General features: G+C 71.5%; 21 protein-coding genes, 1 tRNA gene and 1 pseudogene. 11 read left to right on the top strand and 12 right to left on the bottom strand.

The features are described 5' to 3' along the window. Window positions 1–36: 36 nt before the first annotated feature. A complete protein-coding gene (locus ADK36_RS06640) occupies window positions 37–720 on the bottom strand; it encodes an ABC transporter ATP-binding protein (protein ID WP_048579941.1) in 684 nt (227 codons plus the stop codon). 19 nt (window positions 721–739) lie between these two features. Beyond that, window positions 740–1,111 carry a DUF4333 domain-containing protein gene (locus ADK36_RS06645; protein ID WP_048579942.1) on the bottom strand — a complete coding sequence of 124 codons (372 nt, stop codon included), beginning with the start codon at window positions 1,109–1,111 and terminating at the stop codon, window positions 740–742. A 150-nt stretch (window positions 1,112–1,261) separates the two neighbouring features. On the opposite strand from ADK36_RS06645, the gene ADK36_RS06650 reads away from it, so the two are divergent. The 8 genes from ADK36_RS06650 (at window position 1,262) to ADK36_RS06685 (ending at window position 9,579) form a co-directional block, all read left to right on the top strand. Next, window positions 1,262–2,440 (top strand): sensor histidine kinase, encoded by a 1,179-nt coding sequence (locus ADK36_RS06650; RefSeq protein ID WP_053196711.1) that lies wholly within the window; start codon window positions 1,262–1,264, stop codon window positions 2,438–2,440. 171 nt (window positions 2,441–2,611) lie between these two features. Next, the gene (locus ADK36_RS06655; RefSeq protein ID WP_053196713.1) at window positions 2,612–3,280 is read left to right on the top strand and encodes a helix-turn-helix domain-containing protein; all 669 of its coding nucleotides are present in this window, start codon (window positions 2,612–2,614) and stop codon (window positions 3,278–3,280) included. 45 nt (window positions 3,281–3,325) lie between these two features. Further along, on the top strand, window positions 3,326–4,702 hold the full coding sequence (locus ADK36_RS06660; protein WP_053196770.1) for a M24 family metallopeptidase: 1,377 nt from the start codon (window positions 3,326–3,328) through the stop codon (window positions 4,700–4,702). Then, the gene (locus ADK36_RS06665) at window positions 4,702–5,679 is read left to right on the top strand and encodes a thiamine pyrophosphate-dependent dehydrogenase E1 component subunit alpha (RefSeq protein ID WP_048579945.1); all 978 of its coding nucleotides are present in this window, start codon (window positions 4,702–4,704) and stop codon (window positions 5,677–5,679) included. The genes ADK36_RS06660 and ADK36_RS06665 overlap by 1 nt, the downstream gene beginning before the upstream one ends. Further along, a complete protein-coding gene (locus ADK36_RS06670; protein ID WP_048580116.1) occupies window positions 5,667–6,647 on the top strand; it encodes an alpha-ketoacid dehydrogenase subunit beta in 981 nt (326 codons plus the stop codon). Before ADK36_RS06665 ends, ADK36_RS06670 begins: the two co-directional genes overlap by 13 nt. 21 nt (window positions 6,648–6,668) lie before the next feature. Beyond that, the gene (locus ADK36_RS06675; protein ID WP_048579946.1) at window positions 6,669–8,021 is read left to right on the top strand and encodes an amidohydrolase family protein; all 1,353 of its coding nucleotides are present in this window, start codon (window positions 6,669–6,671) and stop codon (window positions 8,019–8,021) included. Continuing rightward, a complete protein-coding gene (locus ADK36_RS06680) occupies window positions 8,018–8,893 on the top strand; it encodes a cupin domain-containing protein (protein ID WP_053196715.1) in 876 nt (291 codons plus the stop codon). Before ADK36_RS06675 ends, ADK36_RS06680 begins: the two co-directional genes overlap by 4 nt. Next, window positions 8,890–9,579: an SDR family oxidoreductase gene (locus tag ADK36_RS06685; RefSeq protein WP_048579948.1), complete on the top strand. Its 690-nt coding sequence runs from the start codon at window positions 8,890–8,892 to the stop codon at window positions 9,577–9,579. The genes ADK36_RS06680 and ADK36_RS06685 overlap by 4 nt, the downstream gene beginning before the upstream one ends. Window positions 9,580–9,625: 46 nt before the next feature. Here the strand turns inward: ADK36_RS06685 and ADK36_RS06690 are convergent, their stop codons facing one another. The 4 genes from ADK36_RS06690 to ADK36_RS06705 all read right to left on the bottom strand — a co-directional run bounded on the left by ADK36_RS06690 (window position 9,626) and on the right by ADK36_RS06705 (window position 12,429). Further along, window positions 9,626–10,432: an SAM-dependent methyltransferase gene (locus ADK36_RS06690; protein WP_048579949.1), complete on the bottom strand. Its 807-nt coding sequence runs from the start codon at window positions 10,430–10,432 to the stop codon at window positions 9,626–9,628. Window positions 10,433–10,603: 171 nt separating this feature from the next. Further along, on the bottom strand, window positions 10,604–10,936 hold the full coding sequence (locus tag ADK36_RS06695; RefSeq protein ID WP_048579950.1) for a DUF3140 domain-containing protein: 333 nt from the start codon (window positions 10,934–10,936) through the stop codon (window positions 10,604–10,606). A 43-nt stretch (window positions 10,937–10,979) separates the two neighbouring features. After that, entirely contained in the window at window positions 10,980–11,462 is a 483-nt protein-coding gene (locus ADK36_RS06700; protein ID WP_048579951.1) for a Dps family protein, read from the bottom strand. Window positions 11,463–11,592: 130 nt separating this feature from the next. Then, window positions 11,593–12,429: an alpha/beta hydrolase gene (locus ADK36_RS06705; protein WP_053196717.1), complete on the bottom strand. Its 837-nt coding sequence runs from the start codon at window positions 12,427–12,429 to the stop codon at window positions 11,593–11,595. Between the two features lie 150 nt (window positions 12,430–12,579). On the opposite strand from ADK36_RS06705, the gene ADK36_RS06710 reads away from it, so the two are divergent. Beyond that, window positions 12,580–13,767: a thiolase family protein gene (locus tag ADK36_RS06710; protein WP_048579953.1), complete on the top strand. Its 1,188-nt coding sequence runs from the start codon at window positions 12,580–12,582 to the stop codon at window positions 13,765–13,767. Between the two features lie 79 nt (window positions 13,768–13,846). Beyond that, the gene (locus ADK36_RS06715) at window positions 13,847–14,620 is read left to right on the top strand and encodes a sulfite exporter TauE/SafE family protein (RefSeq protein ID WP_048579954.1); all 774 of its coding nucleotides are present in this window, start codon (window positions 13,847–13,849) and stop codon (window positions 14,618–14,620) included. Here the strand turns inward: ADK36_RS06715 and ADK36_RS06720 are convergent. The 5 genes and pseudogenes from ADK36_RS06720 to ADK36_RS06740 all read right to left on the bottom strand — a co-directional run bounded on the left by ADK36_RS06720 (window position 14,606) and on the right by ADK36_RS06740 (window position 19,381). Beyond that, on the bottom strand, window positions 14,606–15,508 hold the full coding sequence (locus tag ADK36_RS06720; RefSeq protein WP_199830124.1) for an HAD-IIA family hydrolase: 903 nt from the start codon (window positions 15,506–15,508) through the stop codon (window positions 14,606–14,608). The two genes, ADK36_RS06715 and ADK36_RS06720, sit on opposite strands and share 15 nt — an antisense overlap. 35 nt (window positions 15,509–15,543) lie before the next feature. Beyond that, a complete protein-coding gene (locus ADK36_RS06725) occupies window positions 15,544–17,022 on the bottom strand; it encodes a hypothetical protein (protein ID WP_425315454.1) in 1,479 nt (492 codons plus the stop codon). A 181-nt stretch (window positions 17,023–17,203) separates the two neighbouring features. Then, a pseudogene (locus ADK36_RS06730) lies at window positions 17,204–17,731 on the bottom strand (MFS transporter); the annotation flags it as partial. Window positions 17,732–17,870: 139 nt separating this feature from the next. Further along, the gene (cobF, locus tag ADK36_RS06735) at window positions 17,871–18,710 is read right to left on the bottom strand and encodes a precorrin-6A synthase (deacetylating) (RefSeq protein ID WP_048579957.1); all 840 of its coding nucleotides are present in this window, start codon (window positions 18,708–18,710) and stop codon (window positions 17,871–17,873) included. A gap of 149 nt (window positions 18,711–18,859) precedes the next feature. Next, window positions 18,860–19,381, bottom strand: a complete 522-nt coding sequence (locus tag ADK36_RS06740) for a DUF309 domain-containing protein (RefSeq protein WP_048579958.1) — start codon at window positions 19,379–19,381, stop codon at window positions 18,860–18,862. A gap of 112 nt (window positions 19,382–19,493) precedes the next feature. Between ADK36_RS06740 and ADK36_RS06745 the strand changes: the two genes are divergently transcribed. After that, window positions 19,494–19,567, top strand: a tRNA-Pro gene (locus ADK36_RS06745). Window positions 19,568–19,744: 177 nt separating this feature from the next. Here the strand turns inward: ADK36_RS06745 and ADK36_RS06750 are convergent. After that, window positions 19,745–21,199: an RNB domain-containing ribonuclease gene (locus ADK36_RS06750; RefSeq protein WP_053196721.1), complete on the bottom strand. Its 1,455-nt coding sequence runs from the start codon at window positions 21,197–21,199 to the stop codon at window positions 19,745–19,747. Between the last annotated feature and the right edge of the window lie 208 nt (window positions 21,200–21,407).

The raw sequence follows: 21,407 nt of genomic DNA on the forward strand, positions 1-21,407 counted from the left end.
GGGCGGGCTCCGGGGGCGTCGGGCGGCGGGGCGAGGTCAGGCGACCGTGAACTGGCTGTAGTTGCTGATCCGGCCGTCCCGGACCTGGAGGATCCGGTCGCAGTGGGCGGCGACGTCGGCGTCGTGGGTGACCATCACCAGGGCGGCTCCGGAGGCGCGGGTGACCGAGGTCAGCAGCCGGATCACCTCCTCGCTGGTGCGCTGGTCCAGGGCGCCGGTCGGTTCGTCGGCGAAGACCACGTCGGGCTCGGCGACCAGGGCGCGGGCGATGGCGACGCGCTGGGCCTGGCCGCCGGAGAGCTGGCCGGGGCGGCGCTGCTCCAGGCCCTCCAGGCCCAGCGGCGCGAACCAGCGGCGGGCGCGGTCGACGGCCTGCCGGCGCGGGGTGCCCTCCAGCATCAGCGGCAGGGCGACGTTCTCCTCGGCGGGCAGCTCCGGCAGCAGTTGGCCGAACTGGAACACGAACCCGAACCGCTTGCGGCGCAACGCGCTGAGCCGGTTCTCGCCCAGGTTGTCGACGCGCTCGCCGCGCAGCAGCACCTGGCCCTCGTTCGGCCGGATGATCCCGGCGAGGGTGTGCAGCAGGGTCGACTTGCCCGACCCCGACGGCCCCATGATCGCCAGCGAGTCGCGCTCGCGGACCTCCACGTCCACGCCGGCCAGGGCGGTGGTGGGGCCGTACTTCTTGACGAGGCCGTAACCGGCCAGGACGGTGCTCATGATGTGTCGTCGCCCTCTCTCAGCGCTCGAACTTCCAGGTGACGCTCTTGGCGTCGGCCTGGGTCACACGGACGGGGATGCGGACGACCTCGCCGTCGCTCTTCTTGCCGGTGCAGATGATGGAGGCTCCGGCCACGGCCTTGAGGCCGGTCGGGCAGGAGACGCCGGTCAGCTTGTCGCCGACCCAGGGCAGCGGGTGGTACTTGCTCTCGGTGCGGCCCGCGACGACCCATTCGGCGAGCGCCCGGTGGCCGCCCACCGTCGCCGTGCTGTGGTCGTCCAGACCGCTGGTCGACTCGGTGCCGGAGAACAGCCAGGTGCCGAGGCCGCCCAGCGCGACCACGGCGGTCACACCGCCCGCGACGCCGATCGCGAACCGGTTGCTCTGCATCACTTGCTCCTGATGTCCGTGGTGACGATGTGGCACCACCCTCGCCCGCACGCCCGGGCGCGCGCCTCGGCCATAAGGCCCGCGTCAGCGCCGGGCCCCTCGGCCGATCGGCCGATCCCGCCGGGTCCGTCCTCGCCTACCGTGATCGGCATGAAGTCCGTGTCCCCCCGCAGCTGCGCCCGGGGCTTCGCCGTGGGCGTCCTGCTGGCCGCCTGCGTCGTCGACGTCCTCTTCTCCGGTTCCGACGGGACGAGCGTCCTGCCGACGGCGAGCCCGGTCTGGCCGACCCTGGGCGTCCTGCTGGTGGGCCTGGCCGCAGTGCTGTGGCCGGAGGGACGGCGGCCGGACCGGCTCACGCCCCAGGTGCGCACCGCCGTGCCCGCCCTCGTCTCCGCCCTGTACTCGGTGGGGTCGCTGGTGACCCTGAGGACGAACGTCTTCGGTCCCGGTGAGGTCGTGATCCTGCTGTGCCTGTTGTTCATCGCGGTACGGCAGTGCCCGCCGCGTGCGGCCTGGTGGTGCGGCGCCCTCGACGTGGTCGCACTGTTGCTGTTGCCGGTTCGGTTGCTCGGGCCGCTGGACCCCGGCGTGCTGGGCTTCATGGTGGCCGCTCTGGTACTGATCGCCCTCTTCGCCGGGCTCGCCGTGTACCTGCGCACGATGGACTACCGGCGGACCCTCGCCGTCAGCGAGACCCGGCGCGCCGAACGCGTCGCCATCGCCGCCGATCTGCACGACTTCGTCGCCCACCATGTCACCGGGATCCTCGTGCAGACGCAGATGGCCCGCATGATGGCGCGGACCCAGCCGCAGGACATCGACCCGGTCCTGGCCGGTATCGAACGCGCGGCCACCGAGGCCCTCGCCTCGATGCGTCGCACGGTCGGCGTGCTGCGCGACACCGGCGAGGATGCCGACCGCCGCCCGGTCGGCGACCTGGCGGGCATCGTCGACCTGACGGACGGCTTCGCGAGCCCGGTCCAGCGGGTCACCCTGCACCGCGACCCCGCCGTGTCGGACGACCTGCCCCATGAGGTGCAGACCTCGGCTTTCCGGGTCGTCCAGGAGGCCCTGACCAACATTCGCCGTCACGCGGCCGATGCCGCGCATGTCGAGGTCCTGCTGCGGGACGACGCCGGCCGCCTGGTGGTGTCGGTGGCGGACGACGGCCGGGGCGGCACGCAGCTGCCGGCCGCCGCGCACGGGGGCGGCTTCGGACTGGTCGGCCTGAAGGAGCGGGTGACCGCGCTGGGCGGCGAACTGCACGCCGGGCCGCGGGGCGGCGTGGGGTGGGAGGTGCGGGCGGTGATTCCGGCGGGGAAGCGCTGAGCCTCGGTGGCGGTGGCGGTGGCGTTGGCGCCCGGCGGGGCCGTCGGCCTGTCACGCTGGCGCAGTGGACCGACCCCGCTGTTCAATGAGGCTGCACACCGCAGACCCAGCGGTCCAGTGGCCCGGCGGCCCAGGCCCGGCGGCCCACGAGAACCGGGGGAGGATCCGTCCGTGTCACCCGCCGACGCACCACCCGTCGGAGCGCGCATCCGGCACGCACGCCTCGCGCGCGGGATGAGCCTGCGCGCCCTGGCCCGCGAGGTCGGGGTGTCGGCGAGCCTGATCTCGCAGATCGAGACCGGCAAGACGCAGCCCTCCGTGAGCACGTTGTACGCGATCACCACGGCCCTCGCGATCTCCGTCGAGTCACTCTTCGAGGTGGGTGAGGCCGCAGCCGTGCCCCCCTCGGTCGCGCCCCCCGCAGCCGTTTCCCCCGTGGCGGCGGCCTCCGGCACCGTCCTGCACGCCCTCGCCGCCTTCGCCGCCGACCCCGGCCGCCGCATCGGCCCGCTGGTCACGCCGGACGAGCGGGAGGTGCTGGAGCTGGACTCGGGTGTGGTGTGGGAGCGTCTCGGCCATGTTCCCGGCGCGGACGTCGACTTCCTCCAGGTGACCTACCGGCCCGGCGGCGCCTCCTCCAGCTCCGGCGGCCTCATGCGTCACACGGGCACCGAGTACGGCTGCCTGACCTCGGGCGAGCTGGTCCTCACCCTCGGCTTCGAGGAGTACACCCTGCGCCCCGGCGACGCGGTCTGCTTCGAGTCGACGACTCCGCACCGCTACCGCAATGATGGTGACGTACCGGCCGTGGGCGTCTGGTTCGTGTTCAGTGACACTTGACACTCGCGGCGCGCGGTCGTTCACTCCGAAGTGGGGGTGTTCGCCATGGCGATCCGCACATTCGGACCCAATGCCGTCGACTGGGAAGAGCGCGTCGATCTGGACCGGCTGCGCAAGCGGCGGCTGGCCCGCCTGAACGAGACCCTGAACCGCTCCGAGCTGGGCGCGGTGCTCAGCTTCGACTTCGCCAACATCCGCTACATGACCGCCACGCACATCGGCACCTGGGCGATGGACAAGCTGATCCGCTTCGCCCTGCTGGTGCGCGGCGGGGAGCCGGTCGTCTGGGACTTCGGTTCCGCCGCCCGCCACCACCAGCTCTACAACCCGTGGCTCGACTACGGCGACGGCAAGGAAGGCAGCCCGCCCACCGGGGCCCGTGCCGGTATCTCCACACTCCGCGGGGCCTTCCACCCGGACGCCGGGATCGCCCAGGACGTCGCCGCGAAGATCGCCGCCGAGCTGCGCGAGCACGGTCTGGCCGGCGAGCCGCTGGGCATCGACGTCGCCGAGATGCCGATCCTCACCGCGCTGCGCGCCGAGGGTATCGAGGTCGTCGACGGACAGCAGGTCTTCCTGGAGGCGCGCCGCATCAAGACCCCGGACGAGATCTCCCTGCTCACCCAGGCCTGCGCGATGGTGGACGCCGCCTACGAGGAGTTGTACGGCTATCTGCGCCCCGGCGTGCGCGAGAACGAGTGTGTCGGCGTGGTCAGCAAGGTGCTGTACGACCTCGGCAGCGAGTACGTCGAGGGGGTCAACGCGATCTCAGGCGAACGCTGTTCACCCCACCCGCACGTCTACAGCGACCGCCTGATCCGCCCGGGCGACCCCGCCTTCTTCGACATCCTGCACAGCCACCTCGGCTACCGCACCTGCTACTACCGCACCTTCGCCGTCGGCAGCGCGTCCCGTGCCCAGCGCGACGCCTACGTCCGCTGCCGCGAGTACATGGACCAGGCCATCGCCCTCGTCCGCCCCGGGGCCACCACCGCCGCCATCGTCCAGGTCTGGCCGCGCGCCGAGGAGTTCGGGTTCGCCGACGAGACCGCCGCGTTCGCCCTGCAGTACGGGCACGGCGTCGGTCTGTCGATCTGGGAGAAGCCGATCTTCAGCCGGCTGGTCTCCCTCGACCACCCCGAGGTCCTCGAAGAGGGCATGGTGTTCGCCCTGGAGACCTACTGGCCGGCCGCCGACGGCTGGTCCGCCGCCCGCATCGAGGAGGAACTGGTCGTCACCGCCGACGGCTGCGAGGTCATCACCAAGTTCCCGGCGGAGGAACTGCTGGTGGCGGGCCGCAAGTACTGGACGGTGGGCGGGGAGCTCAACACCCGGCGCGAGTCGCAGTCCCACCTCAACACCTCCCTCGGCACCTCTCCCAACACCTCCGTCAGCACCTCTCATGGCGACGGGGCGCGCTGATGGACCCGGCCGAACTCCTCGCCGCCTACGAGCAGATGGCCGTCATCCGCCGTACGGAGAAGGCCGCCCACGACCTGTTCCTCCAGGGCCTCGTCAAGGGCACCACCCACCTCGCCGCCGGACAGGAGGCCGTCGCCGTCGGAGCGAGCGCCGCCCTGCGCCCCGACGACTACGTCTTCGCCACCTACCGGGGCCACCATCACGCGATGGCCCGGGGCGCCACCCCGCAGGAGTGCCTCGCCGAACTCATGAGCCGGGCCACGGGGTTGTGCAAGGCCAAGGGCGGCTCCATGCACCTGACCAAGGCGTCCACCGGCATGCTCGGCTCCTACGCCATCGTCGGTGCCCACCTCCCGATGGCGGCCGGCGCCGCCTGGTCGGCCAAGCTGCGCGGCACCGAGCAGATCGCCGTCGCCTTCTTCGGCGACGGCGCCACCAACATCGGCGCCTTCCACGAGGCGCTCAACCTGGCCGCCGTATGGAAGCTGCCGGTGCTGTTCGTCTGCGAGAACAACCTGTACATGGAGTACACCCCGATCGCCGACGTCACGGCCGTGCCCCGGCCAGCGGCCGACCGGGCGCCCGCGTACGGCGTCCCGGGCGAGGTCGTGGACGGCAACGACGTCGTCGCCGTGGAGGACGCGGTGGCCCGGCTCGCGCGGCGGGCCCGGGCGGGAGACGGGCCCGCACTGCTGGAGGCGCAGACCTACCGCCACTTCGGGCACAGTCGCGCCGACCCGGCCACCTACCGCCCGGCCGAGGAGGTCGAACGCTGGCTGAAGCACGACCCGTTGGACCTGGCACGCGGGCGGCTCGTCGAGATGGGGGTACCGGAGGCGGTGGTCGCCGAGGCGGATGAGCGAGCGACGTCCCTCGTGCAGAAGGCCGTTGAGGCAGCGAAGGCGGGCCCCGAACCCGATCCGCGCGAGGCGCTGACCGACGTATGGGCGGACGGGGGTGCGGCGTGGCGGACGTGATCAGCTACCGGGAGGCGGTCGCCGAGGGCATCGCGCGGGAGATGCGGCGCGATCCGACCGTCGTGTGCCTGGGCGAGGACATCGGCGAGGCCGGCGGGGTGTTCAAGACGACGGTCGGGCTGCGTGAGGAGTTCGGGGCCGGGCGGGTGTGGGACACGCCCATCTCCGAGCAGGCCATCGTGGGGGCCGCCATGGGCGCCGCGATGACCGGGATGCGGCCGGTCGCCGAGATCATGTTCTCCGACTTCCTGGCCTGCTGCTGGGACTATCTCGCCAACGAGATCCCCAAAGTGCGGTACATGACGGGCGGTCAGGTCACCGTGCCGCTCGTCGTGCGCACCGCCAACGGCGGCGGGCTCGGCTTCGGGGCCCAGCACTCCCAGGCCACCGAGAACTGGGCGTTCACCGTGCCCGGCCTGAAGATCGCCGCACCGGCGACCCCCGCCGACGTGATCGGCATGATGGCGGCGGCGATCCGCAGCGACGACCCGGTCGTCTTCTTCGAGCACAAGGGGCTGCTCGCCACCAAAGGCGCGCCCCCGCCGCCGGACCACGTCGTCGAGCTGGGCCGCGCCGCCGTCGTGCGTGAGGGCGCCGACGTCACGCTCGTCGCGCTTGCCTCGATGGTGCCGGTCGCGCTGAAGGCCGCCGAGCTCCTGGCCGGCGAGGGCATCGAGGCCGAGGTCGTCGACCTGCGCTGTCTGGTGCCGCTGGACATGAGCACCGTGCTCGCCTCGCTCGGCAGGACCTCGCGGCTCGTCACCGTCGAGGAGAACCCGTACCAGGGCGGCTGGGGTGCGACGGTCGTCTCCGTCGTCGCCGACGAGGGGTTCGCCCTGCTGGACGCACCGGTCCGGCGGGTGGCGGGGGAGTGCGTCCCGCTGCCGTTCGCCGACGCCCTCGAAGAGGAGGTCATCCCCACCGTCGACAAGGTCGTGGCGGCCGTACGCGGCCTGGCCGCCTACTGAACCCCCATGGGAGGAAGAACGATGCCCCATCGGATACTCCTGCGCGCAGGACACGTGCTGTCGATGGACCCCGACATCGGGGACCTCCCGCAAGGGGACGTCCTCATCGAGGACGGGAAGATCACGGCGGTGCGGCCGGAGATCAGCGCCGACGCCGAAGTGCTCGACATGACCGGCCGGATCGTGATCCCCGGATTCGTCGACACCCACCGCCACACCTGGGAGGCGCCGATCCGCAATGTCGCCCCCGACGCCACCCTGGACGACTACTTCGTCGACATCCTGGACACCTTCGCACCGCTCTACACCCCCGAGGACGTGTACGCGGGCAACCTCGCGGGATCGCTGGAGTGCCTGAACGCCGGCATCACGACCCTTGTCGACTGGTCGCACATCAACAACACGCCCGCCCACCCGGACGCCGCGATCCAGGGGCTCACCGAGTCCGGCATCCGCGCCCAGTACGCGTACGGCAGCGCCAACACCTCCCTCGCCGACTACTGGTTCGAGAGCAAGATCACGATCCCCGGCGACGACGTACGACGGATCCGCGGCACCTACTTCCCCTCCGACGACGGCCTGCTGACCATGGCCCTGGCCACCCGCGGCCCCGGCTTCTGCACCGACGACGTCGTCACCGCCGAGTGGGCCCTCGCCCGCGAGCTGGACATCCCGATCACCGTGCACGTGGCGATGGGCCGCCTGGCGGGCCGCTTCGGCATGGTCAAGCAGCTCCACGGCCTGGGACTCCTCGGCGCCGACACCACCTACGTCCACTGCTGCTACTTCCACGAGGACGAGTGGCAGATGGTCGCCGACAGCGGCGGTACGGTCTCGATCGCACCGCAGGTCGAGCTGCAGATGGGGCACGGCTGGCCGCCCGTGATGAAGGCCATCGAGTACGGGCTGCGGCCGTCCCTCAGCATCGACGTCGTCACCACCGTGCCCGGCGACATGTTCACCCAGATCCGCGCGGCCTTCGGCGCCGAACGCGCCCGCGTCAACGCCGACTGCTGGAAGGCCAACCTGCCGGTACCCGAAACGATGTTGACGGCGCGTCAGCTGCTGGAGATCGCGACGCGCAACGGCGCCCACGTCGCCGGCGTCGAGGACCGCACCGGCTCGCTGACCCCAGGCAAGCGCGCCGACGTCGTCGCGATCGACGCCACCGCGCTGAACGTCGCCCCCGTGCACGACGCGGCAGCCGCCGTGACCCTGTCGGCGGACGTCTCCAACGTCGACACGGTCATCGTCGACGGCGTGATCCGCAAGCGCGACGGCAGGCTGCTGGCCGACGTCGACCGGGCCCGGCGCCTGGTCCAGGAGTCCCGCGACCGGCTCCTGGCCGCGAAGGAGGCGAGGAGCGCGGCATGACCCGACACCTGGTGCGCCGGGCCGTCGACGCCCCGGAGCCGCCGTACGACGAACTCGGTTACCGGCGGCGGACGTTGGTCGGCGAGGACGACGGAAGTGTGCACACCGGCTTCGGCCTGTGCGGGATACGGCCCGACGGCCGGGTCGAGGCCCATGTGCACTCGTACGAGGAGAGCTTCCATGTGCTCTACGGGGCCGTGATCCTCGATGTGCCCGAGGGGTCCTACCTGCTCGAAGAGGGCGACTACGGCCTCCTCCCGACCGGCGTCCCGCACGCCTGGCGCGGCGCCGGGCACGTCGCCGGACGCTGGGCCGACATGCTCGCCCCCGTGCCGCGGGCCCGCTACGGGTACGACACCCAGGCGGTGCCCGCGCTGCCCGAGCGCGACCCCGTCCGCATCGACGTCCGCGACCCGCGCACCCGGTCGTTCGGCCACTTCGAGCCCGTGCAGATGGATCGCGGCAAGCAGTCGCAGGACCTGCTCGCGGTCTCGGCGAGCATGCGGACCGCGCTGCTCGTCTACAGCGGGATCACGGTGAAGATGATGGTCGACAGCGACCTGGGCGCGGTCGCCTCGACCATGTTCATGGTGCAGTACGCGCCGGACGGAGTGGCCGGCACGCACGACCACCCCTTCGAGGAGACGTACCTGTTCCTCGAAGGGGAGGCGGACGCGGTGTTCGACGGCGAGCGGTACCGGCTCGGCCCCGGCGACTGCGCCTGGGCGGGCGCCGGTTGCGTGCACGGCTTCGCCAACGCCGGTCAGGGACCGCTGCGTTGGCTGGAGACCCAGGCGCCGCAGCCGCCGCCGCGCCACTCCTACCGGTTCACGCGGGACTGGGAGTACCTGAAGGAGGCCCTGGAGTCATGAGCAACGTCCTCGTTGTGGGCGGTACGTCCGGGATCGGCCTGGAGTTCGCCCGGATGCGGGCCGGGCGTGGGGACGAGGTCGTCCTGACCGGCCGTGACACTCACCGCGCCGACACCCTGGCCAAGGAATTCGGTGCCCGCGGACTCGGCCTCGACCTCGCGCGGCCGATGGAGATCGCCGCCGCGCTGGCCGATGTCGGGCGCGTCGACCACCTCGTGCTCGCGGGCGTCTCCCGCGACGACAACAAGGTCACCGAGTACGACATCGACGCCGCCCTGCAACTCGTCACCCTCAAACTCGTCGGCTACACCGAGGTCGTGCACACCCTGGTGTCCCGGCTGCACGACGACAGCGCGATCGTGCTCTTCGGCGGGCAGGCCAAGGAACGCCCCTACCCGGGCGGGACGACCGTCGCGACGGTCAACGCGGGCGTGGGCGGACTGGTGAACACCCTCGCCGTCGAACTCGCCCCGATCCGGGTGAACGCCATCCACCCGGGCGTCGTCGGCGACAGTCCCTACTGGCGGGACAAGCCGGAGAAGGTACTCGCCGCCCTGCGCACCGAGACCCCCACCGGGCGCCTCGCCTCCATGGCCGACGTGGTCGACGCCGTGGACTTCCTGCTGCGCAACGGGTCGGTCAACGCGGTCGAACTCAGCGTGGACGGGGGATGGTTGCTCGGCTGACGAAGGGGGTTGCCCGGCTGAGGCAGGGTGCGGGGCGGGTGATGGGTCAGCGCTTGAAGCCGACTGCGCCGTACAGCGACACGGGCTCTTCCCTCTCCTGGCCCTCCGCCGTGGGCGGCCGCCAGTCCGACAGGGAGACGATGCCCGGCTCCAGCAGCTCAAGTCCCCTGAAGAGTCGGCCCACTTCGGCGTGCGAACGGGCCACGAGCGTCACCCCGCTCGCGGTGTAGGCCTCGATGCCCCGCCGGACGTTCTCCGGATCGAAGTCCGCCGTCATCGCCGACAGCACCAGACAGCTGCCCGGCGCCAGCGCGCCGACCAACGTGTCCACGAGCCGGTGGGCGCCGTCGTCGTCCGCGATGAAGTGCAGCAGCGCGATCAGGGACAGGGCGACGGGCCGGTCGAGGTCGAGGACGGACGCGGCCTCTTCGAGAATCCGCTCCGGCTCACGCGCGTCGGCCTGCACATACTCCGTCACGCCCTCCGGAGTGCCGCGCAGCAGGGCCGCCGCGTGGGCGAGCACGATCGGGTCGTTGTCGACGTACAACACCCGTGCGTCCGGTACGACGGACTGGGCGATCTGGTGCAGATTGGGCTCGGTCGGGATGCCGGAACCGACATCGAGGAACTGCCGGATCCCCGATTCCCGGACGACCGCCCGGGTGGCCCGCTCCATGAACCGGCGGTTGGCCCGCGCGTGCCGCGGAGCGTCCCCCGGCATCGCGGCGATCTGCCGCCCGAGCTCCTCGTCGACGGGGTAGTTGTCCTTGCCTCCGAGGAACCAGTCGTACACCCGGGCCGGATGCGGCCTGCTCGTGTCGATACGCGATACGGCCGGCTCGGACCCGGTCACACAGTCCTCCAGTGCTCGACAACGGAGTGTCCGAGCAGTCTTTCACGATCATGCGGCCCGGCTGAGGCTGTCTTCGGCCACCTCCGGCCGGCAAGGGCGGCGAGCATCGCCGGCCTTGCCGGCGCCGCTCTTGCCGGGTTCCTCTCGGGGAGTGTCCGAGGCGCTCGCCGCTCACGGCCTCAGCGGATCGTGGCCGATCGTCATCAACTGATGCCTGCGGCGGGTCTGTTCGGGCTCGGGCTCGTTCTCCAGGTCCGCCTCTTCGGTGACGGTGTCCACGACGTCGTACATCGTCTGGATGTCGTCGTCCGTGAGGTCCGTGCGCCGCTTCTGGAGGATCGCGAGGACGTGCTGCCCGGTCGGCGTGCCCGCCTGGTCCGGCAGCGGCTCGGTCTCCTCGTCCGCGTCACTGATCCGCAGCCAGGCGGCCAGCTCCTGCGAGGTCATGTTCACCACGCGGTGGAAGTCCGCCCACAGCGTGTCGAGTTCGAGGGCGTCGGTCATGGTGCCCCTCCTGGGCGAGTTCGGCTCTTCGCGTGGGTCTGCGTCACTCGTCGCGCGGCCAGTTCTCGGCGTCGAACATCCAGCGCTGCTTCTCCAGCTCGCTCGTGATGGAGATCAGCAGGTCCTGTGTCACCGGGTCCGGCTCGGCGGTCGCGTCGATGCGCTCACGCAGTCGCTCTATGGCCGCCGCCAGGGTGTCGACGACCAGTTGGACGGCCTCCGTGTCGCGCACCCAGCCCTCCTTGGGGCCGGGCAGTGTGTAGGCCGCGGCTATGGTCTCTGGCCGGCCGTCGGGCGGCAGGCCGAGCGCCGCGGAGCGTTCGGCGACCGTGTCGGCGAACGAGCGGGCCACCGACACCACGTCGTCGAGTTGCAGATGGATCGACCGGAAGCGCGGGCCCACGATGTTCCAGTGCGCCTGCTTTCCGATCAGCGAGAGTCCGACGAGATCGACGAGCGTGCTCTGCAGGGCCTCCCCGGCGACCCGGCGGGCCGGTTCGGGCAGCGTGCTCCTGACGACAGTCATACCGGGCTCCTCCTTCTGGTCGTTCTGGTCCCTCTGGCTTGGTCATGGCCGGTACGGCGTGGTGCGGCGTCCGCGACCACCCCATGCCGGCGCGGGTGCCCCGGGGCGAATCGCACAAACGCGTCGCGTCTCAGTGCGCGAGCACGCCGTCCAGGAAGTGGACCAGGTCCGCGAAGACGTCCGCCTTGTTCGTCTCGTGGAAGACCTCGTGCCGGGCGCCCGGGTAGATCCGCTCGGTCGTCTTGTCCGCGCGCAGCTCCTCGATGCCGACGCGGCTGCCGGGGAGCGGGACGAGGCGGTCGTCGTCCCCGTGCAGCCAGAGCAGCGGCAGCTTCCCGATGCCGCCGCCCTTGGGCTCACCGGCCAAGGGGGACTCCCTGGACACGGTGTCCAGCATCCGGGCGAACGCCTCCACCGTCGGTCGCTTCATCGGCCCGTGCCAGACCAGCGGATCCGCCACGTACGCCGCGCCCACCTCGGGGTCGCGGGAGAGCGCGGCCGGGCTGATGGGGGCGTCGGGGATCTCGTCCAGCGCGAGCAGTCGGCGGGGCAGCTCCCAGTCGCCGATCACAGGTCCGGACAGCACCAGAGCGGCGAGGCCGTCGCCGTGGAGCTGGGCATGGCGGGCCGCGATCATGCCGCCCATGGAGTGGCCGATCACGACGACCGGCACGCCCGGATGCGCGGCCCGGGCCAGCCCGACGACCGAGTGCACATCGGCGACCACGTCCTCGAAGTCCTCGATCACCACGCGCTCGCCCGCCGACCTGCCATGACCGGCGTGATCGGGCCCGAACACGGCCGCACCGTGCGCGACCAGGACCTCCGCCAGCCCGGCGTACCGGCCGACATGCTCGCCGTAGCCGTGGACCAGGAGTGCCAGGTAGCGGGGTCGAGGGAGCGGCCACTCACGTACGACGACCGGTCCCCGGCGTCCCTCGATGACGTGCTCGCGGTCGTCGGCCATGTCTCCTCGTCCCCTCCGGCTGCTGCGGTGAAGGCTTTCAGGGGATCTTCCCAGGGCGCGGCGGGTCGGTCTATAGTCCAAAACTAGCGGTGCTAATTAATGCGGTATCGACACGGTGCCGATTCGTACAGCCCGGTCAGGAGTCCTGTCGTGCGTCCCGTCCACTTCGCGGCCGCCCGCCGCACCCCCATCGGCAAACTGCGCGGAGCCCTGTCGTCGGTCCGTCCCGACGACCTCGCCGCGACCGTGATCCGGGGCCTCGTCGCGGAAGTGCCCGCGCTGGATCCGGCCCGTATCGACGACGTCTACTGGGGCGCCGCCAACCAGGCCGGCGAGGACAACCGCAACGTCGCCCGCATGGCCGCGCTCCTCGCCGGCCTGCCGGAATCGGTACCGGGCGCCACGGTCAACCGCCTCTGCGCCTCCGGCCTCGAAGCGGTCACCACCGCCGCCCGGACCATCGCGGCCGGCGAGGCCGACATCGTCCTCGCCGGCGGCTCCGAGTCGATGAGCCGCGCGCCCTTCGTCCTGCCCCGCCCCGACGAGGCGCTGCCCCACCGCATCGAGACCGTCGACACCCGGCTCGGCTGGCGCCTGGTCAACCCGGCGATGAGGGAACTGCACGGCCTGCTGTCCATGGGCGAGACGGCCGAGGAGGTCGCCGAACGCCACGGCGTCCCGCGCGAGCGGCAGGACGACTTCGCGCTGCGCAGCCACCAACGGGCCGCCGACGCCCGCAAGAACGGCCACTTCGACGACGAGCTGCTCCCGGTGCGGCGCCCCGACGGGGTGCTCGTCGACAGCGACGAGTGCGTCCGCGAGGACACGTCGTACGAGAAGCTGTCCCGGCTGAAGCCGGTCTTCCGGGAGGGCGGCACCGTCACCGCGGGCAACGCCTCACCGATGAACGACGGTGCGGCCGGACTGCTCCTGGTCAGCGAGGAGGCGCTCAACGAGCTCGGCCTGGAGTCCCTCGGCCGCTATGTCGCCGGCGCCTCCGCCGGCGTCCACCCCGACGTGATGGGCATCGGTCCCGTCCCCGCCACCCGCAAGGCCCTCGCCCGCGCCGACTGGACGATCGCCGATATCCAGGAGGCCGAGTTCAACGAGGCGTTCGCGGCGCAGGCCCTGGCGTGCGTGGACGAACTCGGCATCGACCCCGAGCTGGTGAACCCCAGCGGCGGTGCGATCGCGTTGGGGCACCCGCTGGGCTGCTCGGGCGCGCGGATCCTCACGACGCTGCTGCACCGGATGCGGCGGACCGGAGCGGAGCGGGGACTCGCGACGATGTGCGTGGGCGTGGGGCAGGGAAGCGCGGTGCTGGTGGAGAGGCACTAGCGATCTCGCGAAGCAATCTCCCAACTGGCGAGACGCTCCTTACGGGCATCGGTTAGGTGCGCATAGCATCGGTCTCCGCATGGACACGATGACTCTCTGGCACATCACGGGATGGGAGTTCGCCGCACTCGCCTTCGCGGCCCTGCTGGTCGGCTTCTCGAAGACGGCCGTGAGCGGGGCCAACACGGTCAGTCTCGCGATCTTCGCCGCTGTGCTCCCGGCCCGCGCCTCCACCGGCGTCCTGTTGCCGATCCTGATCGCCGGCGACGTGCTCGCCGTCCTCACCTACCGACGGCACGCCCACTGGCCCACGCTGTGGCGGCTGTTCCCCGCGGTCGCGGCGGGCGTCGTCTTCGGCACGCTGTTCCTGATGTGGGCGGACGACGGGATCGTCCGGACGTCGATCGGCGCGATTCTGCTGCTGATGGCGGGGGTGACGGTGTGGCGCCGCCGTACCGCCGAGCAGGAGGCGGAGCCGGACTCGGTCACCAGCCGGGCCGGCCGGGTCAAGGCCCGCTCGTACGGGGTCCTGGGCGGCTTCACCACGATGGTCGCCAACGCGGGCGGCCCGGTGATGTCGATGTACCTCCTGTCGGCCGGCTTCCGGAAGCTCGGCTTCCTGGGCACCTCCGCCTTCTTCTTCCTCATCGTCAACGTCTCCAAGGTGCCCTTCAGCGCCGGACTCGGCCTGATCGACGGGCCCTCACTGCTGCTTGACGCGGCGCTCGTGGCCTTCGTCGTGCCCGGTGCGTTGCTCGGCAAATGGGCCGTGAACCGAATCAACCAGCGACTGTTCGAGCAACTGGTCATCGCGGCGACCGTCGTGGGCGGCCTCCAGCTACTCCTGCGCTGACTCCCTCGGTTCCCCCGGCTCCCGCAGCTCCGCCAGCAGAGCGGGCAGACCGGCGAAGGAGTCGATCACATGGTCGGGCGTACCGCTCGCGTCGCGGTGCGTCTCCGGCAGGTACTTCCCGGTCCTGACGAGCACGCCCTGCACCCCGGCCCGCTGCGCCGCCAGCACATCGGACTCGATGTCGTCCCCGACCATCACCGCCTCGTCCGCACCGGCCCCCACATGCGCCAGCGCCGCCTCGAAGAACGCGGCCGACGGCTTCCCCGTGATCTCCGCCTCGACCCGCGCGGCCTTCTCCAGACCGGCCAGGAACGCGCCGGTGTCGAGCTGTAACCCGTCCTCGGTACGCCAGTACAGATTCCGGTGCATGGCCACCAGCCGCGCCCCGCGCTGCAGATACCCGAAGGCCCGGTTGAGCGCCGCGTAACCGAACTCGGGCCCGGCGCCCCCGACGACCACGACGTCCGGTGCGGGGCCGCCGCCCTCGTACTCGCCGTCGCACTCGTCCTCGTCCAAGGCGACGACGGTGACCCCGCCCAGATCCTCCGCGATGTCCCCGCTGTTCAGCAGCGCACACCGCGCCCCCGGACAGTGCTCCGCGAGATACGCGGCGGTGACGGCCGGCGCGGTCAGGATGTCGTCGGCGGACACCGCGAACCCCGCGTCCGCCAGTGTCCGCGCGATCGACGCCCGCGTCCGCGAGGTCGTGTTCGTGACCAGCGCGACCCCGAGCCCGGCCTCGCGGATGTCCCGCAGCGCCTCGACCGCCCCCGGCAGCGGTTGCCAGGAGACGGTGAGCACGCCGTCGATGTCGATCAGGACGGCACGCACGGATGTCCCACCGGACGCCGGTCCCTGTCCACGTACGGATTCCCTGCCAGAGTCCATGTCAGGACCCTAGCCATCGATCGGCCCGGCACCCCTCAGGGCGCGATCCCGACACCGTCGATCCTGCTCCAGGCCCGCTCCTGATCGGCTGTCATCGCGGGCCACCGCAGCCCGCCCGGACGCGGCTCGACACGCGAGGCGTACGGAGCGGGACGGAACGCCGGGTCGTAGAAGCAACCGGTGCCGTACGTGCCGTCGAACGCCGCGCACGAGGCGGCGACCGACCCGGCCGTCGGCTTCCGGCCCTTCCGCACCCACGCGTCCAGGGCCGCCATGGAGTTGGCGTACTCGGCGTCGCTCAGCTCGCTGTGCTCGCTCTCCCGCGTGAACGTCTGCACCAGGTGCCCGTCCCGCCGGGCCCCGTGCAGCGTGGCCCGGTAGGCCGCCTCGTGCTCCACGAACGCCGTCGGGTCGTCGATCGCGTGCAGCGTCAGCACCGGGATCGAGACCTTGCCGGTGAGATCACTGTCGTAGGACAGATCGCGTACGGCCGTGGGGTCGGGGGCGAAACGCTCGACCCCGGCGTTGAGCGCCGCGTCGTCATGGGACCCGGAGTACCGGACGCCCTGGTTGCCGAACGGGTTCCGCCCGCCGAGGCGGTCGTGCACGATGTCCCGGAACGTGAAGGTCGCGAACCGCAGATGCGACTCCAGCGTGCGTTCCGGGATCCGGGTGACGGCCAGGATGTCGTCGAGGTTGCGCTGCTGGAGCGCGGTCCGCTCCTGTGCTGGGTAGGCGTAGCCCGTGCACTCCTGGAGCCGGGCGCGCAGCACGGCCGACGTCATGGTCGAGCCGGCCCGCAGGCCCTGCCACAGCGGGTACTGCGGCTCGGTCGGGCGGGGGTGGTTGGCGCAGTAGTACTGGTAGACGACGCGCAGGTCGACGCGGTAGTCGTAGCCGCGCGAGCCACCGCCGAGGACCCCGTTGGTGAGCAGCGCCCCGTCATAGGCCCCGTGCCGTCCGCGATCCCCGGCCCCGTAGGTCTCCACGACCTTCGCGGCGACGTTCCCGCCCCACGACTGGCCGTGCGCATACGTCCGCCGCGGCGTGCCGAACTCCTCGACGAACAGCCGCCGCACGCTCTCCGTGTCGGCGGCCGCCATCCGTGTCCCGTAGCCGCCCCGGCGGTACGACGAGCCCGCCCAGGCGTAGCCCTCCTTCACCATCACCGACCAGCGGCCCAGATCGTCGAGGCTGCGGGTGGGGTCGGACTCCGCACCGAGGTCGGGGCCGCCGTGGGCGTGCACGACGAGGGAGCCGTTCCAGTCGGCGGGCACGGCTATCGCGTAGTAGGCACCGTTGGCGTCGCGGCCGGTGTAGCAAGTCGCCTTACCAGCAAGGTCGGCGGGGCATTCGGCGCGAGCCGGTCCCGCCGTCTCTCCCCGGGCGTTCGACGCGCCGACGAGGAAGCCGACGGCGAGGGCACCGGCCAGCACGGCGGTGAGCGTCGTACGCCGCCGAGTCGCCGGTGGAACAGACCTGCGGATCAGTGCGGGGGTTCTCGTCCAGTCCAAGACGCTGCTCCTCGTTCCTCGTCGGCGCGTCGTCGAGCCGTGCGCGGCGATGCTAGGGAGCGAGGGGGTGAGGAACCACGGTCTGACCGTTGTGTTCATAGTGTTCGCGGGCCGGCGAGCGGGACTTGGCCGCCTCGCGCACACCGCCCGCCCCGCGAGCCGCCGTTCAACGCGGCTCGAACCAGGTGAGGCGATCGGTGAACAGGGCGCCGGCAGCGGTCCGATGACCGCCGCCACCCCGAACACCGCGCCGATCGCGCCCTGTCACCTGCCGCGCTCCCGGAGCGGGATGACGTCCGCGATCAGGGCCATCGCCGTCACGATCAGACCGTCGGCCCCACGCCCTGCATCGCCCGCCAGACGATCAGCAGGGTCATGTTGGAGGCCGGACCGCGCAGGAAGGAGCCCGTGATGAACACGATCGCGGCGACCTGGAAGACCAGCTTGCGGCCGAACCGGTGGCCGAACTCGCCGACCAGGACCGTCGCGACGGTCTCCCCGAGCAGGTACGACGTCACCACGCAGGACATGTGCTCGACCCCACCCAGGTCCGACACGATCGTCGGCAGCGCCGTGCCCACGATCGACTGGTCGAGCGCCGCGAGCAGCATCCCCAGCGTGATCGTCACGAAGACGACATTGCGCCGACGCCTGTCCAGGACGGCGGCTGGGAGGCGGCGGGCGGCGCGGATTCCGCGGCGAACGTCACGGGACACGATCACAGCGGCGGCTCGGCGGCTCGGCGGCTCGGCGGCGCATGCGGGAACGGTCCGGGCGGGTGCCGCGCGCGGGCCCGGCGGGGCGCAAGCGGCTTACCCGGGCTACCCGTGGCGGTACCGGACGCGGTCCTACCGGTACCGGCCCTCCGGGTTCCGTGGCTCGGTGTTCTGGCCCTCCGGCTTCTGGCCCTCGGGGTCCCGGTGCTCCGGGTTCCGGCGCAGCAGATACGTGTCCATGATCCAGCCCTTGCGCTCCCGGGCCTCGGCGCGCAGTCGCTCGATGCGGGGTGCGGCCTCGGCGATCGGGCCCGAGGTGAGGATCTCGTCCGGGGTGCCTATGTACGCGCCCCAGTAGATGTCGATGTCCTGGTCGACGTACCGGCGGAAGGCCTGGTGGGCGTCGAGCATCACGACCACGTCGTCCACGGCCTCCGGGAACCCTTCGGCCAGCCGCCGCCCGGTGGTGATCTGCACGGCGCCGGCGACCCGGTTGAGCCCCGTCCGATGCCGGGCGACGAGCGCGGAGACGCTGCTGATGCCGGGCACGACGTCGTACTCGAACTCCACCGCCCCCCGGTCCAGGACCGCCCCCAGGATCCCGAGCGTGCTGTCGTACAGCGCGGGGTCGCCCCACACCAGGAACGCGCCGGTCTCCTCCTCGCCCAGCTCCTCCGCGATCAGCCGCTCGTAGATACCGGCGCGCGCACCGCGCCAGTCCTCCACGGCGGGCGCGTACGCGGCGCCCCCGGCGGACCGGTCCCGTTCGGGATCCCGCGCCTCGACGACCCGATACGTCCCCTCGGGTATGTGCGCGTCCAGCATGTCCCGGCGCAGCTGCGTGAGGTCCGACTTCACCTCGCCCTTGTCGAGGACGAAGAACACGTCCGTACTCCGCAGCGCCCTGACCGCCTGAAGGGTCAGCTGCTCAGGGTCGCCCGACCCGATCCCGATGACATGAATCTTTCGCACGCCATCGAGTCTGCCGCACGCCACTGACAACGCGACGACGCGCTGACGCGACCAAGCGACGATACGGGCAGCGCGGCCACGGCGACCGCGGCGCGGGTCGAGGACGTGCCCCTGACCTGCCCTGCCCTCCCTCTACGCCGTTACATCCGCTACGTCCGTCCGCGCAGTCTCGGCGCACGCCCCCTCGCGTCCACGGCCTCGCCGCTCTCCTCCACGACCCCCGCCAGCTCCCGCGCCCACGCGACCAACCCCGCGAGATCCATCCCGTACGGCTGTGGCCCCCCGGCCCCGGCCGCCCACTCCTCCACGGCCCCGGCCCCCCGCCGCAGCAGCCTTGTCCCGCCCGTCACATTCCCCCGGGCCGAGTGAGTGAGCCCCACCGCGAGCTGGGCCAGCCCGCGCCACAGGGCCCGCTCCTCCTCCGGCCCCGACTTCCAGGCGTCCTCGAAGACCTCGTGCGCATGGAACGGCTTCCCCGCGTCCAGCAGCTCCTGCGCCTCAGTGACGCTCTGCGCCGGGGCGCGCACGACGCCCTCGGGCTGGCGGTCGACGCCGTCCGCGCCGTACGGCAGCGGACGCCCGAGCCCGTCCCGGGGTCGCGCGTTGCGCGCCCGCCCCTCGCTGTCGCGGTCCCGTGCGTCGCTCTGCCGTCCTGACGGTGTGGTGCCCATACACCGATTGTCTCCCCGCCTTGTCCCTCGCCGAACGCCCCCTGTCGGCTTGGCAGACGACGTGGGGTAAAGTGCTGTTCGCCGATCACGCGGTTCACCGCGCGAGACGCACCGGGACGTGGCGCAGCTTGGTAGCGCACTTGACTGGGGGTCAAGGGGTCGCAGGTTCAAATCCTGTCGTCCCGACTTGTGGAAGTCGCAGGCAAGGGGCCGTTTCAGAGCGATCTGAAACGGCCCCTTGATCATTCTTGGGGTCAGCGCTCCGTGGTCGGCGAGCTTCAAGGCGGCCGGGCGCGGGGTAAGACCGGTCTCTACGGTCCCGGATGATGGCTTGAATCCATACCAGCGTTTCTTCCTCGCCGCCTAGGGCACGGTGAAGAGGACCTTGTCCTCGTCCGCGGCGGGGTCCGCCTGCTTGAGCCTGGCCCTGATGCTGGATCCGAGCTGGAGGTCCAGGCCGTTGGTCGAGACGACCTTGGCCAGCACGGCGGGGTCGGCCAGGAACACTTTGCCCTCGCGCGGTCTGCCCCGCTCCGCGTCGGTGTCGATGACCGCGGCGTCGAACACCTCGCCCACGCGGTCCTTGAGCACCGCGGCCTCGGCCAGGTCCACGGTCTGCCGGTCCGCCAGGCCGCCCTTCCCCCGTGCCATGTCGCACGGGATGCAGGACAGGGCGTCGAGCACCCAGTTCGGCGGGGCCTTGTCCGCGCACGCCATCACGCACAGCTCACCGGTGTACCGGTCGACCATGCGCCGCAGCGGAGCCGTGCAATGGGTGTACGGGGCCGCGATCGCTGCGTGCATCGTGTACGCCGGCTTCTGGTTGTCGCGGAAGACGGTGTACTCCGCCTTGAGCATCGTGCTCGCGGCCTCGGTGAGGAAGGCCATGTGCTGCTGGTTCTGGGGATCGAGCTTGCGGACCAGCGTGGCGTACGAGATGCCGGGCCGCCAGACGATGCCCAGGGCCTTCGCGATGTCGTGCAGGCGCTTGATCACGTTCTGATCGGCCTGCTCCTTCTGGGTCCGCAGGATGCCGGTACCCGTGTCGAGCATGATCTGGGCCGCGGACATCCCGGTCATGAGGGAGATCTGCTCGTTCCAGCCCTCGACCGGCAGCGTCGCCAGGTAGCGCAGCCGGAACGATCCGTCCTCGAGGGTGACTTCCTGGTCCGGCAGATTCACCGAGATGCCGCCACGCGCGATTTCGACGGCCTCCCGCAGCTCGCCGATCTCGCGCAGCAGGGCGAGGGACTCCTCCGCCGTGCCGTTCTCGATGGCCTGCTGGGCGCCGGCGTAGTCGAGCTGGGCCCGACTTCGGATCATGGCCCGGCTCACGGACGAGTCGGTCAGATTGCCGTGGGCGTCGAGGTCGTGCTGCCACAACAGGGCGGGGCGGTCCTTGTTCGGCAGCAGGCTGGCCGCGCCCTCGGAGAGGACGGGCGGGTGCAGGGGCACCTTGAGGTCGGGGAAGTACAGCGTTTCGATCCTGTCGTGCGCCTCGATGTCCAGAGGGCTGCCCGCCCTGACGAAGGTCGCCACGTCCGCGATGGCGTAGTACACCCGGTAGCCGCCACCGGGCCGCCGTTCCAGGTGCATGGCCTGGTCGAGGTCCTTCGAGGTCGGCGGATCGATCGTGAAGAACGGCAGGTGGGTGGCGTCCTTGTCGGGCAAGCGCGCCTCCCGCGCGGCCTTGTCGGCCGCTTTGAGTACGCGCTTGGGGAAGCTCAGGGGGACCTTCAGCTCCGCGCGGAGTTCCTCCAGCGCGGTGCGCAGAGCGTCCTGGGCCTCGGCAGACATGTGCATCTGGCTGCGTTGCATGCCCCGAGCGTAGGGCGGCGGTCACGAACCGGCGCGGCGAGCGGGGCCGGACGGCGGAGGGGACCGGGGCGACGGCGGCCGCGCGGGGAGGGGACATCGCCGGAGGGCGCGCGACGACAGCTACGGAGGGCGCGCGACGACAGCTACGGCACCTCGCCGCGTTGTCGGATCGCCCGAATACGCCCAGTATGAGGACGACCCTCCGCCT

The organism is Streptomyces viridochromogenes, assembly GCF_001270495.1.
GTDB classification, from domain to species: Bacteria; Actinomycetota; Actinomycetes; order Streptomycetales; family Streptomycetaceae; genus Streptomyces; species Streptomyces viridochromogenes_A.